General features: G+C 60.5%; 20 protein-coding genes. 12 read left to right on the forward strand and 8 right to left on the reverse strand.

The genetic code is table 11. The features are described from left to right. The first annotated feature begins 38 nt into the window (after positions 1 to 38). Both MN186_RS14305 and MN186_RS14310 read left to right on the forward strand, forming a co-directional pair. Positions 39 to 1,364 (forward strand): mechanosensitive ion channel family protein, encoded by a 1,326-nt coding sequence (locus MN186_RS14305; RefSeq protein ID WP_242115048.1) that lies wholly within the window; start codon positions 39 to 41, stop codon positions 1,362 to 1,364. Then, positions 1,361 to 2,533, forward strand: a complete 1,173-nt coding sequence (locus tag MN186_RS14310; RefSeq protein ID WP_242115049.1) for a TIGR03862 family flavoprotein — start codon at positions 1,361 to 1,363, stop codon at positions 2,531 to 2,533. The genes MN186_RS14305 and MN186_RS14310 overlap by 4 nt, the downstream gene beginning before the upstream one ends. Here the strand turns inward: MN186_RS14310 and holA are convergent, their stop codons facing one another. The 4 genes from holA to MN186_RS14330 all read right to left on the reverse strand — a co-directional run bounded on the left by holA (position 2,534) and on the right by MN186_RS14330 (position 7,134). Continuing rightward, a complete protein-coding gene (gene holA / locus MN186_RS14315) occupies positions 2,534 to 3,559 on the reverse strand; it encodes a DNA polymerase III subunit delta (RefSeq protein WP_242115050.1) in 1,026 nt (341 codons plus the stop codon). Next, positions 3,556 to 4,053, reverse strand: coding sequence for an LPS assembly lipoprotein LptE (locus MN186_RS14320; protein WP_242115051.1), 498 nt, complete (start codon positions 4,051 to 4,053; stop codon positions 3,556 to 3,558). The genes holA and MN186_RS14320 overlap by 4 nt, the downstream gene beginning before the upstream one ends. Then, positions 4,040 to 6,583, reverse strand: coding sequence for a leucine--tRNA ligase (gene leuS / locus MN186_RS14325; protein WP_242115052.1), 2,544 nt, complete (start codon positions 6,581 to 6,583; stop codon positions 4,040 to 4,042). The genes MN186_RS14320 and leuS overlap by 14 nt, the downstream gene beginning before the upstream one ends. Positions 6,584 to 6,657: 74 nt before the next feature. Then, positions 6,658 to 7,134, reverse strand: a complete 477-nt coding sequence (locus MN186_RS14330) for a DUF3576 domain-containing protein (RefSeq protein WP_242115053.1) — start codon at positions 7,132 to 7,134, stop codon at positions 6,658 to 6,660. 353 nt (positions 7,135 to 7,487) lie between these two features. Between MN186_RS14330 and MN186_RS14335 the strand changes: the two genes are divergently transcribed. Both MN186_RS14335 and MN186_RS14340 read left to right on the forward strand, forming a co-directional pair. Further along, positions 7,488 to 8,336: a porin gene (locus MN186_RS14335; RefSeq protein WP_242115054.1), complete on the forward strand. Its 849-nt coding sequence runs from the start codon at positions 7,488 to 7,490 to the stop codon at positions 8,334 to 8,336. Between the two features lie 98 nt (positions 8,337 to 8,434). Beyond that, positions 8,435 to 9,088, forward strand: a complete 654-nt coding sequence (locus MN186_RS14340) for a YggS family pyridoxal phosphate-dependent enzyme (RefSeq protein WP_242115055.1) — start codon at positions 8,435 to 8,437, stop codon at positions 9,086 to 9,088. A 60-nt stretch (positions 9,089 to 9,148) separates the two neighbouring features. Here MN186_RS14340 and MN186_RS14345 read toward each other — a convergent pair whose 3' ends face one another. Both MN186_RS14345 and ribA read right to left on the reverse strand, forming a co-directional pair. After that, positions 9,149 to 9,634, reverse strand: a complete 486-nt coding sequence (locus MN186_RS14345; protein ID WP_242115284.1) for a L,D-transpeptidase family protein — start codon at positions 9,632 to 9,634, stop codon at positions 9,149 to 9,151. Between the two features lie 17 nt (positions 9,635 to 9,651). Next, complete coding sequence (gene ribA, locus MN186_RS14350; protein ID WP_242115056.1) at positions 9,652 to 10,731, reverse strand: GTP cyclohydrolase II; 1,080 nt, start codon at positions 10,729 to 10,731, stop codon at positions 9,652 to 9,654. Between the two features lie 153 nt (positions 10,732 to 10,884). Here ribA and MN186_RS14355 point away from each other — a divergent pair, with 153 nt between their 5' ends. Beyond that, the gene (locus MN186_RS14355; RefSeq protein ID WP_242115057.1) at positions 10,885 to 11,571 is read left to right on the forward strand and encodes a response regulator transcription factor; all 687 of its coding nucleotides are present in this window, start codon (positions 10,885 to 10,887) and stop codon (positions 11,569 to 11,571) included. Between the two features lie 163 nt (positions 11,572 to 11,734). On the opposite strand, the gene MN186_RS14360 is transcribed toward MN186_RS14355, so the two are convergent. Further along, positions 11,735 to 12,160 carry a hypothetical protein gene (locus MN186_RS14360; protein ID WP_242115058.1) on the reverse strand — a complete coding sequence of 142 codons (426 nt, stop codon included), beginning with the start codon at positions 12,158 to 12,160 and terminating at the stop codon, positions 11,735 to 11,737. A 346-nt stretch (positions 12,161 to 12,506) separates the two neighbouring features. Between MN186_RS14360 and MN186_RS14370 the strand changes: the two genes are divergently transcribed. From MN186_RS14370 to MN186_RS14385, 4 genes are all read left to right on the forward strand, one after another. Further along, a complete protein-coding gene (locus MN186_RS14370) occupies positions 12,507 to 13,295 on the forward strand; it encodes an exodeoxyribonuclease III (protein ID WP_242115059.1) in 789 nt (262 codons plus the stop codon). A gap of 65 nt (positions 13,296 to 13,360) precedes the next feature. Next, the gene (gene trxA, locus MN186_RS14375; RefSeq protein ID WP_242115060.1) at positions 13,361 to 14,269 is read left to right on the forward strand and encodes a thioredoxin; all 909 of its coding nucleotides are present in this window, start codon (positions 13,361 to 13,363) and stop codon (positions 14,267 to 14,269) included. 27 nt (positions 14,270 to 14,296) lie between these two features. After that, positions 14,297 to 14,941: an LON peptidase substrate-binding domain-containing protein gene (locus tag MN186_RS14380; protein ID WP_242115061.1), complete on the forward strand. Its 645-nt coding sequence runs from the start codon at positions 14,297 to 14,299 to the stop codon at positions 14,939 to 14,941. Further along, positions 14,938 to 15,129 carry a Trm112 family protein gene (locus tag MN186_RS14385; protein ID WP_242115062.1) on the forward strand — a complete coding sequence of 64 codons (192 nt, stop codon included), beginning with the start codon at positions 14,938 to 14,940 and terminating at the stop codon, positions 15,127 to 15,129. Before MN186_RS14380 ends, MN186_RS14385 begins: the two co-directional genes overlap by 4 nt. A 4-nt stretch (positions 15,130 to 15,133) precedes the next feature. On the opposite strand, the gene MN186_RS14390 is transcribed toward MN186_RS14385, so the two are convergent. Continuing rightward, positions 15,134 to 16,360 carry an FAD-dependent monooxygenase gene (locus tag MN186_RS14390; RefSeq protein ID WP_242115063.1) on the reverse strand — a complete coding sequence of 409 codons (1,227 nt, stop codon included), beginning with the start codon at positions 16,358 to 16,360 and terminating at the stop codon, positions 15,134 to 15,136. Positions 16,361 to 16,445: 85 nt separating this feature from the next. Between MN186_RS14390 and MN186_RS14395 the strand changes: the two genes are divergently transcribed. From MN186_RS14395 to MN186_RS14405, 3 genes are all read left to right on the forward strand, one after another. Beyond that, positions 16,446 to 17,774: an amidase gene (locus MN186_RS14395; protein WP_242115064.1), complete on the forward strand. Its 1,329-nt coding sequence runs from the start codon at positions 16,446 to 16,448 to the stop codon at positions 17,772 to 17,774. Positions 17,775 to 17,904: 130 nt separating this feature from the next. After that, positions 17,905 to 19,089, forward strand: coding sequence for an aminotransferase class I/II-fold pyridoxal phosphate-dependent enzyme (locus tag MN186_RS14400; RefSeq protein WP_242115065.1), 1,185 nt, complete (start codon positions 17,905 to 17,907; stop codon positions 19,087 to 19,089). Positions 19,090 to 19,101: 12 nt separating this feature from the next. Beyond that, the gene (locus MN186_RS14405; RefSeq protein ID WP_242115066.1) at positions 19,102 to 22,035 is read left to right on the forward strand and encodes a DNA translocase FtsK; all 2,934 of its coding nucleotides are present in this window, start codon (positions 19,102 to 19,104) and stop codon (positions 22,033 to 22,035) included. The last annotated feature ends 79 nt before the right edge of the window (positions 22,036 to 22,114 follow it).

Consider the following 22,114-nt stretch of genomic DNA (forward strand, 5'->3'; position numbering starts at 1 on the left):
AGTTTTGCAAGTATTCCTGTAATAGCAAGGGGACGCACGTGGAGAACCGCCCGGAAATTCTGGATCAGGTCATTGGTTATGTGAACCAGGCGTGGGAGATCGCCGAAGGCTGGCTGATGTCCCCGCCCGCGTGGTCTCAGCTTGGCTTGCTCATCGCGGCCTATCTGTTGGCGCGGTTGGTTGATCGGAAGCTGAAGCCCTATCTCACGCGACTTCTGACGCCGGCGAAGGACAGCAAGTCTCTGGTCGCGAAGGCCCGCTTGTTCGTTTTGATCTTCTTGCCGCTGACCCTGCCGCTGCTGGCTTGGGCCTTCACGGCAGTCGGTGAACAGGTCACGCGGTCGATCTTCGGGTCAGGCGCTGTCATCGCCTTTGGCAAGCGGTTCTTCCTGTTTCTGGCCGTTCGGGCGTTTGCGCACAAGATCCTGAAAGACCCGTTCCTGAAGCTTATCGGGCGATATGTCCTGATCCCGATCGCGGCGCTTTACACGGTCGGACTGCTGGATGTCGTCATCACCAAGCTGGACGAAACCATCGTGCCGCTGGGCAACATGAGCTTTTCACTGCTGTTTGCGATCAAGTTTGCGGTGCTTGGGGGCGTGATCTTCTGGCTGGGGCGCTGGTCGCACGAACAGACCACGCAGGCGATCAAGAAGCAGGAAGAAATGCGCCCCGCGACCCGCGAGCTGGCGGCCAAGGCCGCAGAGATCGCGATTTTCGGCGCCGCCTTCCTTGTGCTGATGAACATCATGGGCATCAACCTGACCTCGCTTGCCGTGCTTGGGGGCGCGATTGGTGTCGGGCTTGGCTTCGGATTGCAGCAGATTGCCGCGAACTTTATTTCCGGCGTGATCTTGTTGTTGGAGGGGCAGGCGACCGTCGGAGACTATGTGGAACTGGATGGGGGCGAGGCCGGGACGATTGTCAAGATGACCGCCCGCGCCGCCATATTAGAGACATTTGACGGCCGTTGGATCGTGGTTCCCAACGAACATTTCATCACGACCCGCGTGGTGAACTATTCCGACGCGGGCAGCGCCAAGCGGTACGAGGCGCCGTTCTCGGTCAGCTATGATTCTGACATCGAAGCGATCCCCGCGTTGATCGAAGATGCCGTGGCCAAGCTGGATTTCGTGCTGAACGATCCCGAGGAGCGCAAACCCGATTGCGAGCTGCGCGCCTTTGGCGACAGCGGCGTAGATTTCGCGGTCGAGTTTTGGGTGAACGGGATCGACGACGGGCGTAACAAGTTCACGCCGCGTGTGATGATGCAGGTGTGGAAAACGCTCAAGGCCAACAACATCGAAATCCCGTATCCGCATCGCGTGGTCGAAATGAAAACACAGGATCAGGAGCCCGCGTGAAACAAGGCTTGGTCATCGGGGCAGGCCCTGCCGGTCTGATGGCGGCGGGCGAAATGGCGCGGGCCGGGTTGTCGGTCACGATTGCCGAGGCCAAGCCCTCGCCCGCCCGCAAGTTCCTGATGGCAGGCAAGTCCGGTCTGAACCTGACCAAGGCCGAGCCGCTGGCCAGCTTCCTTGATCACATCGACGGCCCCGATGCGCTGCGCAAGATCGTTGCCGATTTCGGGCCAGATGCCGTGCAGGATTGGGCGCGCAGCTTGGGGCAGGAAGTGTTTACCGGCACGTCAGGCCGGGTGTTTCCGCGGTCCATGAAAGCGTCGCCCCTACTGCGCGCGATGTTGGCCGATCTGGCGGAGTTGGGCGTGGAGCTGCAGCGTAACTGGCGTTGGACCGGGATGCGCGGGCCAGAGATGGTGTTTCACACGCCAGAAGGCGAACAGCGGCTGATACCCGACGTGACCGTTCTGGCGCTGGGTGGGGCCAGCTGGGCACGGCTGGGGTCGGATGGCAAATGGGTCTCTATCCTTGCTGAAAACGGTCTTTCGTGTGAGCCGTTCAAGCCCAGCAACATGGGCTTTGTCGTGGGTTGGAGCGACCACATGGCCCGACATTTCGGCGCGCCCATCAAGCCAGTGCGTGTGACGGCCGGCGAGACCTCGACCTTGGGTGAGTTCGTGATTTCTGCGCGCGGCATTGAGGGCTCGGCAATCTATGCTGTCAGCCGCGCGATGCGTGACGGTGCGCCGTTGCTCGTCGATCTGGTCCCGGACCGCAGCGAAGCGGATGTGGCCCAGCGGTTGGCAAAGCCGCGTGGCAAGACGAGCCTGACGAACCACCTGCGCAAGACGTTGAAGCTTGATCCCGCAAAGATCGCGCTGTTGCAGGAGTTTGCCCGCCCCTTGCCCACAGACCCCGCCGAATTGGCCGCCGTGATCAAGGCCGTGCCGATCCGTCATCAGGGACCGCGCCCGATGGACGAGGCGATTTCGACCGCAGGCGGGCTGCCGTTCACGGCGCTGGATGATGGGCTGATGATCAAGGCGCTGCCCGGCGTGTTCGCCTGTGGCGAAATGCTGGATTGGGATGCCCCGACAGGCGGCTATCTTCTGACCACCTGTCTGGCCACCGGGCGCCACGCGGGGCGTCACGCCGCCGAATGGGCCGGGTAGCTATTTCTTGCCGCCCAGCATCGCCAGACGAATCAATGTGCGCTCCATCACCGCCATGACAGGGGCTTTCTGGGACGAGCGCAGGGTCAGATCGGTGTCGATCAGCACTTGAAGCGCCTGTTCCAGCCGCCGGACCCCCCAGTTCTGTGCCTGCCGCACCATCCGGTCGCGGCTTTTGAAGTGCACCGGCGGGCGCAGCCGGTTGATCCCTTGCGCAGGCCCGCCGGGGTCTGCGCTGGCCGCATGAAGCGCGCGGAAATGGCGGGTAGCGCCGATGCACAACCCGACAGCCTGCACGCCTTGCGCCTGCAATCGCGCCAAAACAGGCCCTATTTCACCTGAACGACCCTCGGCCACGGCGTGAAGAAGGTCGTCCAGCTCGGCCTCGGTCGAGGCAGGCGCGACGGCCAGCACGTCGTCGGGCGTGACCGGTGTCGCGTCGCCCAGCTTGTAAAGACCCAGCTTTTCGACGGTCTGGCGGAAGTCGCCCGGATCAAGTTCTTGCGAAAGGCCCGTCAGATCGCGCATCGCTTCAGGCTGCACGTCAGCCACGCCCGCACGTTTCAGGTCGACTTCGATCTCGTCCCGGGTTGGCGGGTCGTCATAGATGCCGACGGCAAAGGCGTTGGGGTGGGTTTCAAACAGTTTACGCAGCGCGCCGCGGGGTTTCAGATTGCCCGCCGTCACGATGACCTGCGCATCGCCGTCCTGCCAGTCAGACAGCGCCGTGGTGATCACGGGAGCTACGGTTTCGGTCGCGTCTTCGACAAAGGCCACACGGGGGCCGGGGAAGAACCCTTGTGACTTGATCGCGTCCGACAACAGCGCAGGGTCTTTGCGCAGGTCGCTTGCCGGAAGGCGGGTCAGGCGCATTTCCTCTTCGCCCTGCGGGCCGATCAGGCTAGCGATCAACTCTTGCCGTTTCAGGGCAACGCGCATGGCGTCAGGACCGAAGATCAGAACGCCAGCGCGGCCCGGGTCGGGTTTGGCGAAATACTTCAGCGCATCGCGGGTGGCGAGCTTCATTCGGCCCAACCCGCGTAGGTCGCCGTGAAGCGCGTCACCATCATGTCGGCCAAAGCCACCATCAAACGGCGATTCGCGTCCCGTTCGACCGATGCGGTTGAAACCGTCGACCCCTCGGTTGAATAGGAGGTGAAGCTTGAGACGCTGCCTTCCTCGACCACCTCGCCGGTGGCGGTGTCGGTTACGGTGAACTCGATCGCGCCAAGGATTTGCGTGCGGGTGATTTCCTGACGGGGGGTGACGCCCACGCCTTCGGACCGGGTTGTGATGGTGTAAGTCAGATTGTAGGGCGCGGCCAGATTGCGGCCCAGCCGTTCTTCAAGCCGTTTCACCAGCTCATAGCTGTCGGCATCCGATGGCGCTGCGACCGTCACCGCGCCGCGCAGCCCATCCGCAGCCCCGCCCGGTGCATAGACCGGAGAGAACCCACACCCGCCAAGCGCCACGACGGACGCGAGGGCAGTCAGGAAGAAGCGGCGATCAAACGACGACATTCACGATACGTCCCGGCACAACGATGACTTTCTTGGGCGACTTGCCATCAAGCGCCCTGACGACAGCATCTTCGGCCAGCGCCAGTTTTTCAACCTCGGCCTTGTCCATGTCTTTCGGCACGCTGATTTCTGCGCGCCGCTTGCCGTTGATCTGGATCGGCATGGTCACGGTGTCGTCGACCAACATCGCCTCGTCCGCTTTGGGCCACGGGGCTTGGGCGACAAGCCCTTCGCCGCCCAGCATCGACCAGATTTCTTCGGACAGGTGCGGCGTCATGGGGGACATCAGCTGTGCCAGCGTGCGCATCGCCAGTTTCTGCGCGCGTCCGCCCGCTTTCGACTTCGAAACGGTGTTCTGGAAGGCATAGAGCTTGGCGATGGCGGCGTTGAAGCCGAAGCTTTCAATGCCCATCGTCACATCATGGATCGCCTTGTGCATGGCGCGCAGAAGGTCGGTGTCGTCCCCTTCTGCATCGTCCATTTCGGCGATCTTGACGGCGGTGGCGTGCACGCGCGCCAAGTGCTTGGCCGCGGCTTCCGCACCCGAGGCCGTCCATTCCACATCGCGCTCGGGGGGCGAATCGCTCAGCACGAACCAGCGGGCCGTATCGGCCCCGAAGGACGAGATGATCTGAGCCGGATCGACCACGTTTTTCTTGGATTTTGACATCTTGGCCGAGGGGATGACCTCGACCTCGGTCCCGCAGGCGCCAAGGCGCGCACCGCTTTCCGTCCATTCGATGTCTTCCGGCAAGTGATACACGGGTCGGTCGTTTTCGTCGCGCGTGACATAGATCTCATGTGTCACCATCCCCTGTGTGAACAGCGCGTTGAACGGCTCGATCGCTTTGTCGGGCAGATGACCGCAGATGTTCATCGCACGCGCAAAGAAGCGGGAATAGAGCAGGTGCAGAATCGCGTGCTCGATGCCGCCGATATACTGGTCGACATTCATCCAATAGGACGCGTCGTCCATATCCGTGGGCGTGTCGGCATTCGGAGACGTGAAGCGCGCGAAATACCACGACGAATCAACAAACGTGTCCATCGTGTCGGTTTCGCGCTGGGCGGGCTTGCCGCAGGACGGGCAGGCGCAGTCGCGCCAGGTCGGGTGACGGTCCAGCGGGTTGCCGGGAACGTCGAAGGTGACGTCTTCAGGCAGTTTGACCGGCAGATTCTCTTTCTTTTCGGGCACCACGCCGCAATCAGCACAGTGCACGACGGGAATCGGACAACCCCAGTAGCGTTGGCGGCTCAGCCCCCAGTCGCGCAGGCGGAACTTCTCGACGCCTTTGCCCCAGCCGGCGTCCTCGGCGAACTTGATGGTCGCTTCGATGGCCTCGTCGCCCGTGGCTTCGTCCAACCCGGCGAAGTGGTTCACCCATTTCACCTTCTCGCTCTTGGGCGGCACGAAGGCTTCCTTTTCAACGGGCGAGGGGTCTTCCAGCGATAGGAACGTGTCGATCACCGGCAGATCATACTTGCGGCAGAAATCGAGGTCACGCTGGTCATGGGCCGGGCAGGCGAAGATCGCCCCGGTGCCGTAATCCATCAGGATGAAGTTGGCGATCCAGACCGGCAGTTCCCAGTTTGGGTCCAGCGGGTGTTTCACGCGGATGCCGGTGTCGTAACCCAGCTTCTCGGCGGTTTCGATGGCTTCTTCCGTGGTGCCACCCTTGCGCATTTCGACAAGTTTGGCGGCAATCTCGGGGTCTTCAGCCTCCAACGCCTTGGAAATCGGATGGTCGGGCGAGATACCGATGAACGATGCGCCCATCAGGGTGTCGGGGCGGGTCGTGTACACCTCGATCTCGCCACCATCCACGCGTTCAAAGCTGAATTGCAGACCTTGCGAGCGGCCAATCCAGTTGGCCTGCATGGTGCGGACCTTCTCGGGCCAGTTGTCCAGGGCGTCCAGCGCCTCCAGCAACTCGGCAGAATAATCCGAGATCTTGAAGAACCACTGCGTCAGGTCGCGGCGCTCAACGGGTGCGCCGGAACGCCAGCCGCAGCCATCAATCACCTGTTCATTGGCCAGAACGGTCATGTCGACCGGGTCCCAGTTCACCGTGGCGTTCTTGCGATAGACCAGCCCGCGCTCCATGAAATCAATGAACATCGACTGTTGCTGGCCGTAATATTCCGGGTCACAGGTGGCGAATTCGCGGGACCAGTCGATCGACAAGCCCAACGGCTTCATCTGACCCTTCATCGTCTTGATGTTGTCATAGGTCCACGTGCCGGGGTGGCCGCCCTGCGCCATCGCCGCGTTTTCCGCCGGCATTCCGAACGCGTCCCAGCCCATCGGGTGCAACACGCTGAACCCGCACGAGGACTTATAACGCGAGATCACGTCGCCCATCGTATAGTTGCGCACATGCCCCATATGGATGCGGCCCGATGGATAGGGGAACATCTCTAGCACATAATATTTGGGGCGGGTTTCATCGCGTGTGGCGGTGAAAATCCCGGCCTTGTCCCAGGCTTCTTGCCATTTCGGTTCGATATCGGCGGCGGTGTAACGCGACATGCGGCTTGGTCCTTGATGTGAAAACGCCGGGCAACTGGCCCGGCGTATGTCTTAGTCTTGTGGTCGGTCCGGGTCTAGAGGTCGCCGTCACGAATACGAAGCTGGCGCGCGCGGGTCAGGATCGCATCCTCGACCTTGCGGGCGGCTTCGGCACTGGCAGGGCCCGACCGGGAATAAAGCGCAACAGACAGCGACCGCGCATCCAGCGCGGGGTCGCGCACATAAACGGTGGCCTTGTAGGCCGTGCCGCCGCCGGGCGGGCGGCCATAGTCAAACGCGATGATGCCTGAGAAGGGATCAGCCGCCTTAACCGGCATGAAGCTGAGCACATCCAGCGACGCATTCCAAAGATACCGGTTCACTTCGACGGTCGTGTTGGGGTCGTCCACGTTCTTGAACAGATCCCAGATTGTTTCGCGCGGCTCATCCGCTTGCGGGGTATGGCGCACGCCCCGGCCTTGATCGCCGGCCTGCTGCGTCGCTGCGCCGCCGCCCACGCCGACCGAGCCGAAAGACCCGCGCCCCCCGCCGCACGCGGACAAGCCGATCATACTGATAAGTGAAACTCCGACGGCGACAGACCTGACGATGCGCATAAAATAGCCCCGTTTCCTCAATTTCTTCTTGTTAGTATATAAGCCCCCAAACGCGGGCAAGCCTTTTCCCATGGGCCGGATATACACCTTGGAAACGGTGCCGTTTGCGCGCCTTACATGACAGTCTGTAAGAAGGTGTGAACGGTCGGCCACAAAACTGTGGCATAGAAGCACCAATTAAGGCCTCAATCAGTTTTGGCCTTCTGCATTTCTTGCAAATGCCCGCTGAAAGGTGGATTGAACGCTCATACTCAATTCGGATTTCCCTGAATTGAGGTGAACTTTTGAAACACATGAGGGAAAACGAAATGAAAAAGATTCTCTTCGCATCGACGGCGCTGGTTGCATCCGCTGGCTTCGCTGCCGCCGACATCAGCTTCTCCGGCGAAGCCGGCATGGGCTTTGTTTATGAAGAAGACCGCGTAGGTGCCGACGAATGGCTCGTCGACTACTACACCACTCTGTCGGTTGCCATGACGGGCGAAACCGATGGTGGCTTGGGCTTTGGTGTTGACCTTGACCTGACCTTCGACAATGGCGGCGGTGCTGTCACCGACAACCAAGTTGTCTATATCGAAGGCGGCTTCGGCAAGTTCTCGGTCGGTACCGTTGGTTCGGCTGTTGACGCGAAATTGGGCCTGTCGGACATTGGTTACTCGGGCCTTGGCACCGACAACACTGCCGAATTCCTGGTTGACGGCGGCGACGTAGGCAACCTGATGTATGAAGGCACCTTCGGTGACTTCGGCGTTGCCGTGTCCTATGACATGGGCGGCACAGAAGTGGCGTCGATCGCAGCCACCTACACCATGGGTGATTTCAACATTGGTCTGGGCTACGACGACTGGGGCAACTTCGACGACTCCAGCACCGTCCACGTGAAAGCTGGCGCTGATATCGCTGACTTCTCGCTGAACGCTCTGTATTCGCGTAACTCCGACAATGACATCACTTCCTACGGTGTCACCGCCGGTTACACCATGGGTGCTGTCGAAGTCATGGCTGCTTACTCGGAACTCGAGATTGCTGGTGCTACGACCGACGCATACGGTCTGGGCGTTGCCTATGACCTGGGCGGTGGCGCATCGCTGAACGCCGGTGTTGGCGAAATCAACGACGTTGTTGAAGCCGACCTGGGTATCATCATGACCTTCTAATCCTAACGGATTATTTGATTAGGGAAGAGCGGGCCTTGTGCCCGCTCTTTTCTTTTGGGACACCTGTTACAGGGAAATTAAAATTTCGGAGAGTGCCCATGCCGCTTTCAGACATCAAAGACCGCATCGCCAAGGAAGAGGCGCGCGTGGGCCGTGCGCCGGGATCAACAACCTTGATCGCCGTGTCCAAAGAACAGCCGCTGGACCGCGTCGTTGCGGTCTTGGAAGAAGGCCACCGCGTGTTCGGTGAAAACAAGGTGCAGGAAGCGGTCGGCAAATGGCCCGACCTGAAACAGCGTTTCGCCGGGGTTGAACTGCACCTGATCGGCCCCCTGCAATCCAACAAGACCCGTCAGGCGATGGGATTGTTCGATGTCATCCACTCGGTCGACCGTCCGAAACTGGCTCGCACGATTGCCCGCATCGCCGAGGAAGAAGGCCATTGCCCGACGCTGTTCATTCAGGTCAACACCGGGGAAGAGCCGCAGAAAGCCGGGATCATGCCCGACGACCTTGATGCCTTTGTCAATGAATGCCGTGATCTGGCCCTGCCCGTGGTCGGGTTGATGTGTATCCCGCCGGTAGACGAAGAACCCAGCCTGCATTTCGCGCTGCTGGCCAAGATGGCCGCGCGCAACGGGCTTAAACAGTTGTCGATGGGGATGAGCAGCGATTTTGAGCGTGCGATTGCGCAAGGCGCCACGTTCGTGCGTGTGGGGTCAGCCATTTTTGGCGATCGGGATTATGGATAGGGGCTTTGCCCCTCGCGGCTGCGCCGCTCACCCCAGGATATTTTCGGCCAGAAGAAACGTCTAGCGGACGATGATGCGGCTGTTTGGGGTCCAGTGGGACATGATCCAGCGCAGGTCGCGGGGCGCGAAAGCCAGGCATCCGGCGGTCGGGTGGCGCGGTTTTCGCCATTGGTGGATGAAGATGGCAGATCCTTTTCCGGGTTGGGCGTCGGGCCAGTTCCAATCGCTGATCAGCACGATATCGTAGAGTCTGCCCGTCATACGGAGCTTTTCGTGGCTGAATGGGTGGTTCGTGCGGCGCAGCGGATGGTTATAATTTGGGTCGGCGGGATCGTCTGACCAGATGTCGCGCGGGCTGATCTTGTGAAGGTCGTGCATGCCGAAAGGTCTTCGCCGGTCGGCACGGTAATAGCCGCCAACGATTCGCCAGGCTCCGCGTGGCGTCGCCCCATCGCCTTCCCGCTTGTCGTCGGTCATCCCGCCGCGTCCGATTGCGACGGGAAACCGCCGCCCCATGAAACGGGCGCCCCAGCGGGTCACCACCATATCGTGACGGTGGGGGATCACAGAAGATGCCCGGATTTCGCAGCCTTGGTGGCGAGGTAAGCTTCGTTATGCGCGCCTTTGCCAACACTTAGCGGGACGCGTTCCGCGACGTGGATGCCGGTGTCTTGCATCATCGCAACTTTGCGCGGGTTGTTGGTCATCAGGCGCACCGAAGTGAAGCCAAGAGATTTCAGGATTTCCGACCCGATGCGGAAGTCGCGTTCGTCATCCTCAAAGCCCAGTCGGTGGTTTGCCTCGACCGTGTCAAAGCCTTGATCTTGCAGAGAATAGGCGCGCATTTTGTTGGCAAGGCCAATGCCGCGCCCTTCCTGGTTAAGATAGAGCAGGATGCCGTGCCCTTCGTCGCCCATGCGTGCCAGTGCGGTATGCAGTTGCGGGCCACAGTCGCATTTCAGGCTGCCCAGCACATCGCCGGTGAAGCACGCCGAATGCAGGCGGGTCAGAACGGGGTTTTTGCGCGAGGGGCGGCCGATTTCGATGGCGTAGTGTTCCTCGCCTCCATCGCTGGGGCGGAAGATATGAAGCCGCCCCGCCTCGCTGACGGACAGGGGCAGGCGGGCGTGGACGACGGGGGCGAGATGTAGATCAGTGATCGGATGATCGTCCAACGAAACCTCGGTCAGGTTATCATTCGAGGTGATTTCGGGTGCGTTAGAGACGTCGATGACCAAAGCTGCAGGCAGTAGGCGCGCGGATTTGCAGAGCGCAATGGCTTCGGCTTCAAGCCCATCATCACCACCGCGCCGGGTGACAAATGGCCCCTTCATCGGGTGGGTCAGATCATCCGCTGGGTCGGCGACAGCCGCAATCCAGTCGGCGCCTGCATCGTCCGGCAGTTCAATCCGGGCTACCTGATCGGAATAAGCGCGGGCTTTCAGTGTCGTTGCCCGCCGTGGCGTAATGGCAAGTACCGGCGCACCCAGTCTTCGCATGTCCGCAAGTCGCCCCGCCGTCAGTGCCTCGGCCGCGGCGACCAGCACGATGCGCCCGTCGCGCCGCAGTACAATCGGCACCCCCACGCGCAAATCGGTGCGGGCGCGGGCCAAAAGCTGGGTCTGGGTGGGGGCGAGTGTCATCGGCATCCTTTCACGACCATAGTTAGGCGGAACTGTCATGATATGAAACATTTACCGACGAATTAACACGAGGCCGTGAGACGTTTGTTGCAAATCTTGCCACTTGCGTGAGGCAGCAACATTTGATGAGGAAGCACGACACAGGAGGGCGAGATGTCCACGCTGAAAAAGATACTGTTGGTTGATGACGATGAGGATCTGCGCGACGCGTTGGCAGAGCAGCTTTTGATGACCGAGGATTTTGAGGTTTTCGAAGCTGGCACAGGGGCCGAGGCACTGACCAAGTCGAAAGAGGCGATCTATGACTTGGTAATCCTTGATGTGGGTTTGCCTGATACCGACGGGCGCGAGCTGTGCCGCGTCATGCGCAAGCAGGGTGTCAAATGCCCGATTGTAATGCTGACCGGTCATGACACCGATTCCGACACCATTTTGGGTCTGGACGCCGGGGCGAATGACTATGTCTCCAAACCCTTCAAATTCCCGGTACTTCTGGCTCGCATCCGCGCCCAGCTGCGCCAGCATGAGCAAAGTGAAGATGCCATTTTCCAGCTTGGGCCGTATACGTTCAAACCGTCGATGAAGATGCTGATCACCGAGGATGAGCGCAAGATCCGCCTGACCGAGAAAGAGACGAACATCCTAAAGTTCCTCTATCGCTCAAGTGACGGCGTGGTGGCGCGCGATGTGCTGCTGCACGAGGTCTGGGGCTATAACGCAGGCGTCACAACCCACACGTTAGAGACGCATATCTATCGCCTGCGCCAGAAGATCGAGCCCGACCCGTCAAACGCGCGGCTGTTGGTGACGGAAAGCGGCGGGTATCGGTTGAACGCTTAACAGGTTCCCTCGTGCCCGGGGTTATGGGCATATCCTCCCTGATGGACTGGCCGGGCCTTTGTGCCCGGTCTTTTTGTGAATGTTGGCTGTGCGGGAAGAAGAGGGCTTTCGCTGCAGCTGAGGCAGTGGCGGCTTTCAGCAGAATTTAAGCGGTTTGACCCTCCTATTTAGCTGACTCAACGACCGACACCCACAGTGCTAGGGTTCTGCGGTCTTCAAGTTGAACCATTCGCTGTAGTAATCTCGGTTCCCATGAGCCCGGTTTGGCCCGCGCATCGCGCAAGGCTCGATCAAATGCCTCGACCGCTTCGTCTACTTGACCGACCTGAGACAGCGCTATCCCTCGTTCGAGTTGGATGATGGCCTGCTTTGCTCGTTCAATGGGAAACAATTTCATCCAAGCACCGGCAGTGAGTGAAATACTGCAAAACCGAAGCTTCTTAGCACCTTCATATCGATCATTCAGGCACGCTCCGGCCATCAGACCTGCGGTCATTCCGCTGAGCCACACACAAAGGAAGGTGCTAATAAAGATTGCGTAAGCCCAAGTCTTAAACCTTGATTGTTTTGTTTCTGTCGGCTTTTCCATGCTTCGTGCTATCAAAAGCATAAGAAACAAAAAAGGCACTTTAAGCTGCCGTCCATGCATCGCGCAGTATTTGTCACTCTGGGCTCAAAGTCGTCATTGAGCGAATACGAAAGCCTCCCTTAATCCTCCGGCCCGACCGCCTCATCCCCCAGCAAATACCGCGGCCCGGCACCTTTCTCGCCAGCCAAACCCTCTGGACTGTAAAGCGCGCAGCGATCCAGCGATAAACCCCCGCACCCGTCACACCCGTCCTGTTCACTACGTGGGTGCGCGGCGAAACTCGCCCCTGTTCACTTTTTGCCCCGTCCTCTATGGTCGCCCCACGCTGCGATCGCCGGAGGATATCATGAGCTTCACCCTTGCCACTTGGAACATCAACTCGGTGCGTTTGCGCGAACCGATTGTGCAGAAGCTTTTGTCCGAAGAAGCGCCGGATGTTTTGTGCCTTCAGGAATGCAAAAGCCCCGTGGAAAAGATCCCGACCGAAGGCTTTGCCGCGCTTGGCTACACCCACATGATTGCGCGCGGGCAGAAGGGGTATAATGGCGTCGCGATCCTGTCCCGCCTGCCGATGAAAGAGGTGGTGAGCTTCGATTTTGCCGGTCTTGACCATGCCCGCCACATTGCCGCGCAGTTGGAAAACGGCGTCACGATCCACAATTTCTATGTACCAGCGGGCGGCGATGTGCCGGATCGCGAGGTGAACGAGAAGTTCGGGCAGAAGCTTGATTACCTGACCGACATGCGCGACCACTTCTTTGGCGAGAAGCCGGGTAAATCAATCCTCGTGGGTGATCTGAACATCGCCCCGCGCGAGGATGACGTTTGGTCGCACAAGCAGCTTCTGAAAGTGGTCAGCCACACCCCGGTCGAGGTCGAGGCACTGGCCCAGGTTCAGGATGCGGCGGGATGGGTCGATATCACGCGACAGGACATCCCCGAGGGGCAGCTTTACAGTTGGTGGAGCTATCGCGCAAAGGATTGGAACGCGGCGGATAAGGGGCGGCGGCTGGATCATGTCTGGGCGACGCCTGACATCTCGAACGCGGGCCACGCCTCGCGGATCTTGCGCGATGCGCGGGGCTGGGAAAAGCCGTCTGATCACGCGCCGGTCTTTGCGACTTTCGATCTTTAAAATCGGCGGGGCAGGGGTCATATAGACCTTAACGAATTTGCCAGCACACTGAAGGAGCTTGAGCGATGGAACTTGAACTGGGCGGCGCACCGGCCGCAGCTGATCTGATCAAGGATGTGGGCGAGGCGACCTTCATGCAGGACGTGGTCGAAGCCTCGCAAGAGGTGCCGATCATCGTAGATTTCTGGGCGCCGTGGTGCGGCCCGTGCAAAACGCTTGGCCCCGCGCTGGAAGCTGCCGTCACCGAAGCGGGCGGCAAGGTGCGCATGGTCAAGGTCAACGTGGACGAAAACCAGATGATCGCGGGTCAGCTTCAAGTGCAGTCCATCCCCACCGTTTATGCGTTTTGGCAAGGCCAGCCTGTTGACGGATTTCAGGGTGCCGTACCGCAATCCGAGATCAAGGAGTTCGTGAGCCGTGTTGCCGCTCTGGCAGGTGACGGGGGCGGTGGGTTGGCCGAAGCGATCGCCGCCGCTGACGAGATGCTTGAGGCCGGCGCCATTGATGATGCCGCGCAGACCTATGCCGCGATTCTGGAAGAAGACCCCGACAATGCCGCCGCCTTTGGTGGTCTGGCCCGCGCGCATATCGCCAAGGGCAACGTGGACGAGGCCGAGGCCGTTCTGAACGGTGCGCCTGCTGCGATCTCGGACGCGCCGGAACTTGAGGCCGTGCGCGCACAGATTGAGCTGGCGCGCCAAGCGGAAAACGCGGGGCCGGTGACCGACCTGCGCGCCGCCGTCGATGCCAACCCGGACGATCACCAATCCCGCTTCGATCTTGCGGTCGCGTTGAATGCGTCAGGCGATGTACAGGGCGCTGTGGACGAGTTGTTGGAGCTTTTCCGCAGGGATAGAGACTGGAATGATGCTGCCGCCAAGGCCCAGTTGTTTACGATTTTTGACGCGCTGGATGCGAAAGATCCGATTGCCTTGACGGGTCGTCGCAAGCTGTCGTCGATGATCTTTGTGTGATGGCGCGAGTCGCGCTACAGTGATCCTATGATGTCAGCCGCTGACCTGCCCGATTTCCTGCCGTTGTTCCCTTTGCCGGGGGCGCTGTTACTGCCGCGTGGGCGTCTGCCCCTGCACGTCTTCGAACCGCGCTACCTAGCGCTATTCGAAGATGCGCTGAAAACGCCCGAGCGGCTGATCGGGATGATTCAGCCGATCGGCGAAGGTCAGGACGACGGCGCGCGGCTTCACGCAATCGGATGTGCCGGTCGCATCACGTCATTCACGGAAACGGATGATGGGCGATATATGATCACCTTGACTGGTATTTCGCGGTTCCGACTGGGCGCGGTGCAGGAAGGGTTCACGCCCTATCTGCGAACCGAAGCCGATTGGCGCAGCTTTGATCGCGATCTGGGTCAGCCCGAACATGATCCGGCGCTGGATCGCGATGCGTTTTTCAAGTTGTTGGAACGGTATTTCAACCTTGAAGAATTGCAGACCGATTGGGAAAATCTGCAAACTGCCGAAGATGAATTGTTGATCAATGCGTTGTCGATGCTGTGCCCCTTTGACTCTGAAGACAAACAGGCGTTGTTAGAGGCCCCTTCGCTGAGCACCCGCCGCGAGACATTGGTGACCCTGATGGAATACACCCTGCGCAGCGGCGCGGGCGAGGAGAAAGTGCAATGACCGACGCCCCCACCCCCGAATTCGACCGCCATATGATCGAGGCTTTGGTCTGCCCGGTCACTCAGACGGTTCTGAGCTATGATGCTGGAAAGCAAGAGCTGGTGTCGAAGGCCGCCCGGCTGGCCTTTCCCATTCGCGGTGGTATTCCGGTGATGCTGGTGGACGAGGCCCGCAAGATCGAGGACTAGATCCTTAGATTTGGCGACCCTGCAACAGTCGGGGCAGATCCCCGGTCAACCCGGCGGCTTCGCGGATAAAGCTACGCCGCAGTCCCGGCATTGCGTTGACCATTCCCAGCCCCACGTCGCGCACAGTGCGCAGCAGGGGGTTATCATTTGAAAACAGTCGGTTGGTAGCTTCGGTGGCGGCGACCATCTGCGCCACATCGAAACGGCGCCATTGCTGGTAACGCTCCAACACGTCCAAACGGCCGATGTCTTCACCGCGCCGGCGGGCGTGGGTCAGCACCTCGGCCAAGGCAGCCACATCCTTTAACCCGGCGTTCAAACCCTGCCCCGCAATCGGGTGCAGCCCATGCGCCGCGTCCCCCACCAGCGCCAACCGGTCGGCCACGAATGCTTGGGCCACCGTCAGATTGAGGGGATAGGTGAAGCGTTTGCCCGCAAGGCTGATCTGCCCGAGGAACGAGCCGAAACGCGGGCGCAATTCCTCAAGATATCCTTCGTCGTCCAGCGCGTTGATCCGCGCGGCCTCAGCATGGGTTTCTGTCCAGACGATTGAACACTGATTGCCGGGCAGCGGCAGGATCGCCAAAGGCCCGGCGGGCATGAACATCTGATGCGCCGCGCCATTATGTGGCAGTTCGTGATCTATCGCACAGACCAGCGAGGTCTGCCCGTAATCATGCCCGACGCGGCCAATGCCCGCGCGTTCGGCTGTGCCCGACCGGCGCCCGTCGCAACCAACGACCATGCGCCCGGTCAGCCGCTTGCCTGACGCGAGGTCCAGCGTGACGGATGCGGCATCAACGGTCTGTGCTTCGACCATTTCCTGGTGAATTAGGGTCACTTTCGGGTGCGCGTCGACCGCGTCGAGCAGCGCGCGCGACAGGAAGCGATCTTCGACCATGTACCCCATCGGGCCCTCGTCGATCTCGGCGTGATCGAACTCCAGCACGAAGGGGCTGACGCCCTCGCCGGGGCGCCCGTCCGAGATGCGGATATCCAGAAGCGGTTGGGCATTGGGTGCGACCGCGGGCCAGACGCCAATGGCCGACAGAAGCCGTTGTGATGCCAATGCCAGCGCATATCCGCGTCCGTCGAAATCATCATCGCCCCGCGCGCCCTTGGGCTGCGCGTCGATGATTGTCACGTCAAAGCCGTTGTCGGCCAAGGCAAGCGCAAGGGCAGGGCCGTTCAGCCCGCCACCTACGATCAGAATATCGGCATCAAGTTTCATATCCTCTTTTTGAACTGGTCATCAGGGATTGTCCATGCGCCGATGCGCCGCTACCGTCACGCTGGCAGAAGACGGGAGAGCTAGGATGACCAACCAATGGCTGACCATGAGCATGGGCGATCTGGGCCGGGGAATTGGCGCCGGTGACATTGATCCGCTTGCCTTGACTGAGACGTTTCTGGACGCGATCAAGACGCATGAGTTTACGGATCGCATCTATGCCCGCCTGACCGAATCCCGGGCGCTGGCCGAGGCTGCGGCGGCATCAAAACGCGCTGCTTCGGGTCATCGCGTGGGCATTCTGGACGGTGTGCCGATCAGTTGGAAAGATCTGTTTGACACCGCAGGCGTTGTGACCGAAGCAGGCTCGGCCCTGTTAAAAGACCGCGTGCCCACGCAGGACGCCGCCGTTCTGCGCAACGCCACCGCGCAGGGTCTGATCTGTCTGGGCAAGACGCATATGAGCGAGTTGGCCTTCTCGGGCCTTGGATTGAACCCGGTGACGGCGACCAGCCCTTGCGTGAATGACCTTGAGGCTGTGTCGGGCGGGTCAAGCTCGGGTGCTGCCACCGCGGTCGCGTTTGGTCTGGCGGCGGGGTCGGTTGGGTCCGACACGGGCGGGTCGGTGCGCATTCCGGCGGCTTGGAATGATCTGGTTGGACTGAAAACGTCGGGTGGGCGTTTGTCGTCGGATGGCACCGTGCCGCTGGCCCCTCGGTTCGACACGATCGGTCCGCTGTGCCGCACCGTCGAAGACACCGCGCTGCTGCTGGCCGCGCTGGAAGGGGGTCCGGCGCCCGATCTGCGCGGTGCAAGCTTGAAGGGCGTGCGCCTTCTGGTGCTGGAAAATGGGCTGACTGATGCGCGCGACCAGCCAAAGGCCGGGTTCGACAGCGCGCTTGGTCGTCTGATGGACGCAGGTTGCATTGTCAAACGCGCCCACCTGCCCATCGTGGACGAGGCGCTGACCATGTCCGGCGTGTTGTTCACCACCGAAGCCTATGCCACCTGGTATGATAAGATCGAGGCCCAGCCAGACCTGATGTTTGCTGAAATCCGCGACCGGTTCCGTGCCGGTGGGCAATATACTGGCGTTGAATTCGTGCGCGCGTGGCAGCGGCTGGACGACATTCGCAAGGAATATAACGCCGCAGTCGCAGGGTTCGATGCGGTGGTTCTGCCGACAGCCCCCATCATGCCACCGAATGTTGAGCGCTTGATGACCGACCACGCATATTACATCGAAGAAAACCTGATGGCGCTGCGCAACACGCGGATCGGCAATCTGATGGGGTCAAGCGGGCTGACCCTGCCAACGGGCCTGCCATCGACCGGTATCTTGTTGCAGGGGGCCCCGATGGCGGAGGCTCAATTGCTGCGCCTTGGTGCCGCCGCCGAGGCGGTTTTGGCCTAAATGCCACATAACGATCCGACAACCACCGAAAATTCCGGCGTTTTTCTGGACCCGCCGGGAATTGCGAGCTATCCTTAGCCGAAACGGGGCGACATGATCCCGAGATCTGAGGCAGTATAGTGACGTTCAAATGACGTTTCCCGAGCGGTATTCCAACTTGCCCGACTATGCATTCCCGCGCCTGCGGGCGCTTCTTGACGCCCATAAGCCGGGTGGCGAGGTGATGCATATGACGATTGGCGAGCCGAAGCATCCATTCCCCGAATGGGTGCCGCAGGTCATTGCGGCCCATACCGATGAATTCGCGAAGTATCCGCCGAATGATGGCACCCCCGAACTGTTATCGGCGATCGCCGGTTGGCTGGCGCGCAGGTATGGTGTGCAGGTGGACCCGGACCGGCAGATTATGGCGCTGAATGGCACGCGCGAAGGGTTGTTCAACACGCTGATCGCACTCTGCCCCGAAGAAACGCCGCGCGGTGAAAAGCCCGTCGTTCTGATCCCCAACCCATTTTATCAGGTCTATGCCGTCGCCGCGATGACCGTGGGGGCCGAGCCGGTGTTTTTGCCAGCAACCGCCGAAACCGGATTTCTGCCCGACTATTCGAAATTGTCGCCCGAGATCCTGAACAGGACGCAGGTGGCCTATGTCTGTTCGCCCACCAACCCGCAAGGCGCAGTGGCGGACCGGGATTACTGGGCAAACCTGATTGCATTGGCCGAGAAGTTCGATTTCCAGATTTTCGCCGATGAATGTTATTCCGAGATTTATCGCGATACCCCGCCCGTAGGCGTGCTTGAGGTTGCTGCCGAAGGGGGCGCCAGCCCGGAACGTGTGGTCGTCTTTCATTCGCTGTCCAAAAGGTCGAACCTGCCCGGTCTGCGGTCGGGTTTCGTGGCGGGCGGGCCGGAAAGCATCCGCCGCGTGCGCCAGTTGCGCGCCTATGCCGGTGCGCCGCTGCCGCTGCCCTTGCAACGCGTGGCCGAGCGCGCTTGGGCGGACGACGCGCATGTGGCTGAAAACCGCGCGCTCTATCAGGAAAAATACGCTATCGCGGACCAGGTGTTTGCGGGCATAGAAGATTACATCGGGCCAGAGGCCGGGTTTTTCCTGTGGCTGCCCGTCGATGACGGCGAGGCGGCCGCGATGAAAGCATGGACCGAGACAGGCGTGCGGGTGCTTCCCGGCGCGTATCTGTCGCGGGATGTGAATAACCAAAACCCCGGCAAGGGGTATATTCGGGTCGCCATGGTGGCCCCAAAACAAGAAATGCAGCACGGGTTGATTCAACTTCGTGACTGTCTGTTCAATTAAGGACGTGGTGGTATGGCGTATCAGGCAAAACAACGGGATCCCATCTTTGACAGCAACACGCAGGCTGTGCTTGAGCGACGGGGGAAAGAGCTTCTGGGACTGGGGCTGATCGCCCTTGGTGTCATCGTGGCGCTGATCCTTGGCAGCTATTCGCCCGAAGATCCCGGCTGGATGTCAGCCACCGATACGCCCGCGCAGAACGCTTTGGGCCGGATTGGTGCCTTTGTCGCCTCGCCCTTGGCAGTTATTGCTGGGCTGGGGGCATGGTCGCTGTCGCTGATCCTTGCGGTCTGGGGTCTGCGCCTGACGTTCCATATCGGTGAAGATCGGGTGATGGGGCGGATGATTTTTGCGCCGATCGCGGTTGCGCTGTGTTCGATCTATGCCTCGACCCTAGTGCCGGGGGCGGCGTGGACGCATTCTTTTGGGTTGGGCGGTCTGTTCGGCGATACCGTTTTGGGTGCCGTTCTGGCCGGGCTGCCGGTGGGCGCCGGGCTTGGGCTGAAGGTCATGTCCGTTGTGTCGGCTATCGCGGCGCTGGTTGTGGTTCTGTTCGCGATCGGCATCGACCGGTTTGAGCTTCAACGCTTCGGTCATTTCCTGCTGGTCGGGCTGGTGATGAGCTATGCAGGCGTTGTATCCCTGCTTGGCAAGGGCGCAAAGGGCGCAGCCCTGGGTGCCGCTGCGACTGCGCGTCAGATGCAGGCCCGCCAAGTTGCGCGCAAGGAAGAACGGCTGGCGCAAGCAGAAGCTGACGAGCTCTACGACGAAGAATTCACCGCTCCCCCGCCTCTGCGCGCCGCGCGAGTTATGCGGCCCGAACCGCCTGTGAATGGCGCGCCCGACGGCTATAATGAGGTGATCGAGCAACCGGCCCCCGCCCCGGCGAAACCCGGCCTTCTGAATTCCTTGTTCCGCCGTAACGCGGAACCCGAACCGGAATTGGTCGAACAACCGACCTATGACGGCGATATTCCCGAAGGACTGGGCGGCGAAGATCGCATCCGTGCCAAGATCGCGTCGGCCTTGAAGAACCGCGCACATCAGCCGACATTGGGCGACCCCTTGCGAGCCGAACCCCCGCTTGCGCGTGCTGTGGCCCGCCACCGCCGCAGCCCGGACCCAATGATCCTGAATACCGACCCACAGCCGGAAGATATGGAAATTCGGGGCGAAATCGACACGGTTTACCCGACCGAACCGCCGATGATGACCGCGCCAGAATTGACCAATGACGACGATCTGGTTGTCGAAGATCTGATGAACCCGGAAGCCGCCCGAGCGGAACCGCGCGTCTATACACCATCCCATGCCGGTTTGTCGCAGCCTGCCAAGAAGGTTGTGCAGCATTCCGCGCCCAAGCCGGCACCGCGATCCACGCGTGCCAAAGCCGAGGCGCAACCGTCGCTGAAATTCGAAGACAGCCATCCCGGCTATGAATTGCCGCCGCTGAACCTGCTGGCTAATCCGGCGAATATTGAACGGCATCACCTGTCAGACGAGGCATTGGAAGAAAACGCGCGGATGCTGGAAACGGTGCTGGATGACTACGGCGTGAAAGGTGAAATCGTATCGGTGCGCCCCGGTCCCGTCGTTACGATGTATGAACTGGAACCTGCGCCCGGCCTGAAAGCCAGCCGCGTGATTGGTTTGGCCGACGACATCGCACGCTCAATGGCGGCGCTGTCAGCGCGTGTGTCGACCGTGCCGGGCCGGTCCGTGATCGGGATTGAATTGCCCAATGAGAAGCGCGAGATGGTGTCGTTCCGCGAAATCCTGTCGACACGCGATTTCGGCGACGGCAATCACGGCCTGCCGCTGGCGCTGGGCAAGGACATTGGCGGCGATCCGATTGTCACGAACCTTGCCAAGATGCCTCACCTGCTGATTGCAGGGACCACGGGTTCGGGCAAGTCGGTGGCAATCAACACGATGATCCTGTCGCTGCTGTATCGTCTGACACCGGAAGATTGCCGGATGATCATGATCGACCCCAAGATGCTGGAACTGTCCGTCTATGACGGCATTCCGCACCTGCTGTCCCCCGTCGTGACCGACCCCAAAAAGGCGGTTGTCGCCCTGAAATGGGTCGTGGGCGAGATGGAAGACCGCTATCGCAAGATGTCCAAGATGGGTGTTCGGAATATCGAAGGCTATAACGGGCGCGTGGCCGATACCCTTGCCAAAGGCGAGATGTTCGAACGCACTGTGCAAACCGGGTTCGACGACGACACCGGCGAGCCGATCTTCGAGACCGAGGAATTCGAGCCCCAAAAGCTGCCCTATATCGTGGTTGTGGTGGACGAAATGGCCGACCTGATGATGGTTGCCGGCAAGGAAATCGAAGCTTGCATCCAGCGTCTGGCACAGATGGCGCGGGCTTCGGGTATTCACCTGATCATGGCGACGCAGCGTCCTTCGGTTGACGTGATCACGGGCACGATCAAGGCGAACTTCCCCACCCGTATCTCGTTCCAGGTCACGTCGAAAATCGACAGCCGCACCATTCTGGGCGAACAGGGGGCTGAACAACTGCTGGGCATGGGTGACATGCTTTACATGGCGGGCGGGTCCAAGATTACCCGCGTTCATGGCCCGTTTGTATCGGATGAAGAGGTCGAGGAGATCGTCACCTATCTGAAAGGTTTTGGCGCCCCCGAATATGTTGGCGGTGTCTTGGATGGGCCGTCCGACGAAAAGGCCGACAATATCGACGCAGTTTTGGGTTTGAACACCGGCGGCAACACCACTGGCGAAGACGCGCAATACGATCAGGCCGTCGCGATTGTGATCAAGGATCGCAAATGCTCGACCTCATACATCCAGCGCAAGCTTGGTATCGGCTACAACAAGGCCGCGCGTCTGGTCGAACAGATGGAGGATGAAGGGCTTGTCTCGGCCTCGAACCACGTCGGCAAGCGCGAGATCTTGATCCCCGAGCAATGATGGCTTGCTGCGTGGCATGACGCCCTGCGCAGCGCCGGTTACCGCATAACACGGTATATTGTGCGGCGTGTTATCGCCT

The organism is Aliiroseovarius sediminis (genome assembly GCF_022678485.1).
Classification (GTDB): Bacteria; Pseudomonadota; Alphaproteobacteria; order Rhodobacterales; family Rhodobacteraceae; genus Aliiroseovarius; species Aliiroseovarius sediminis.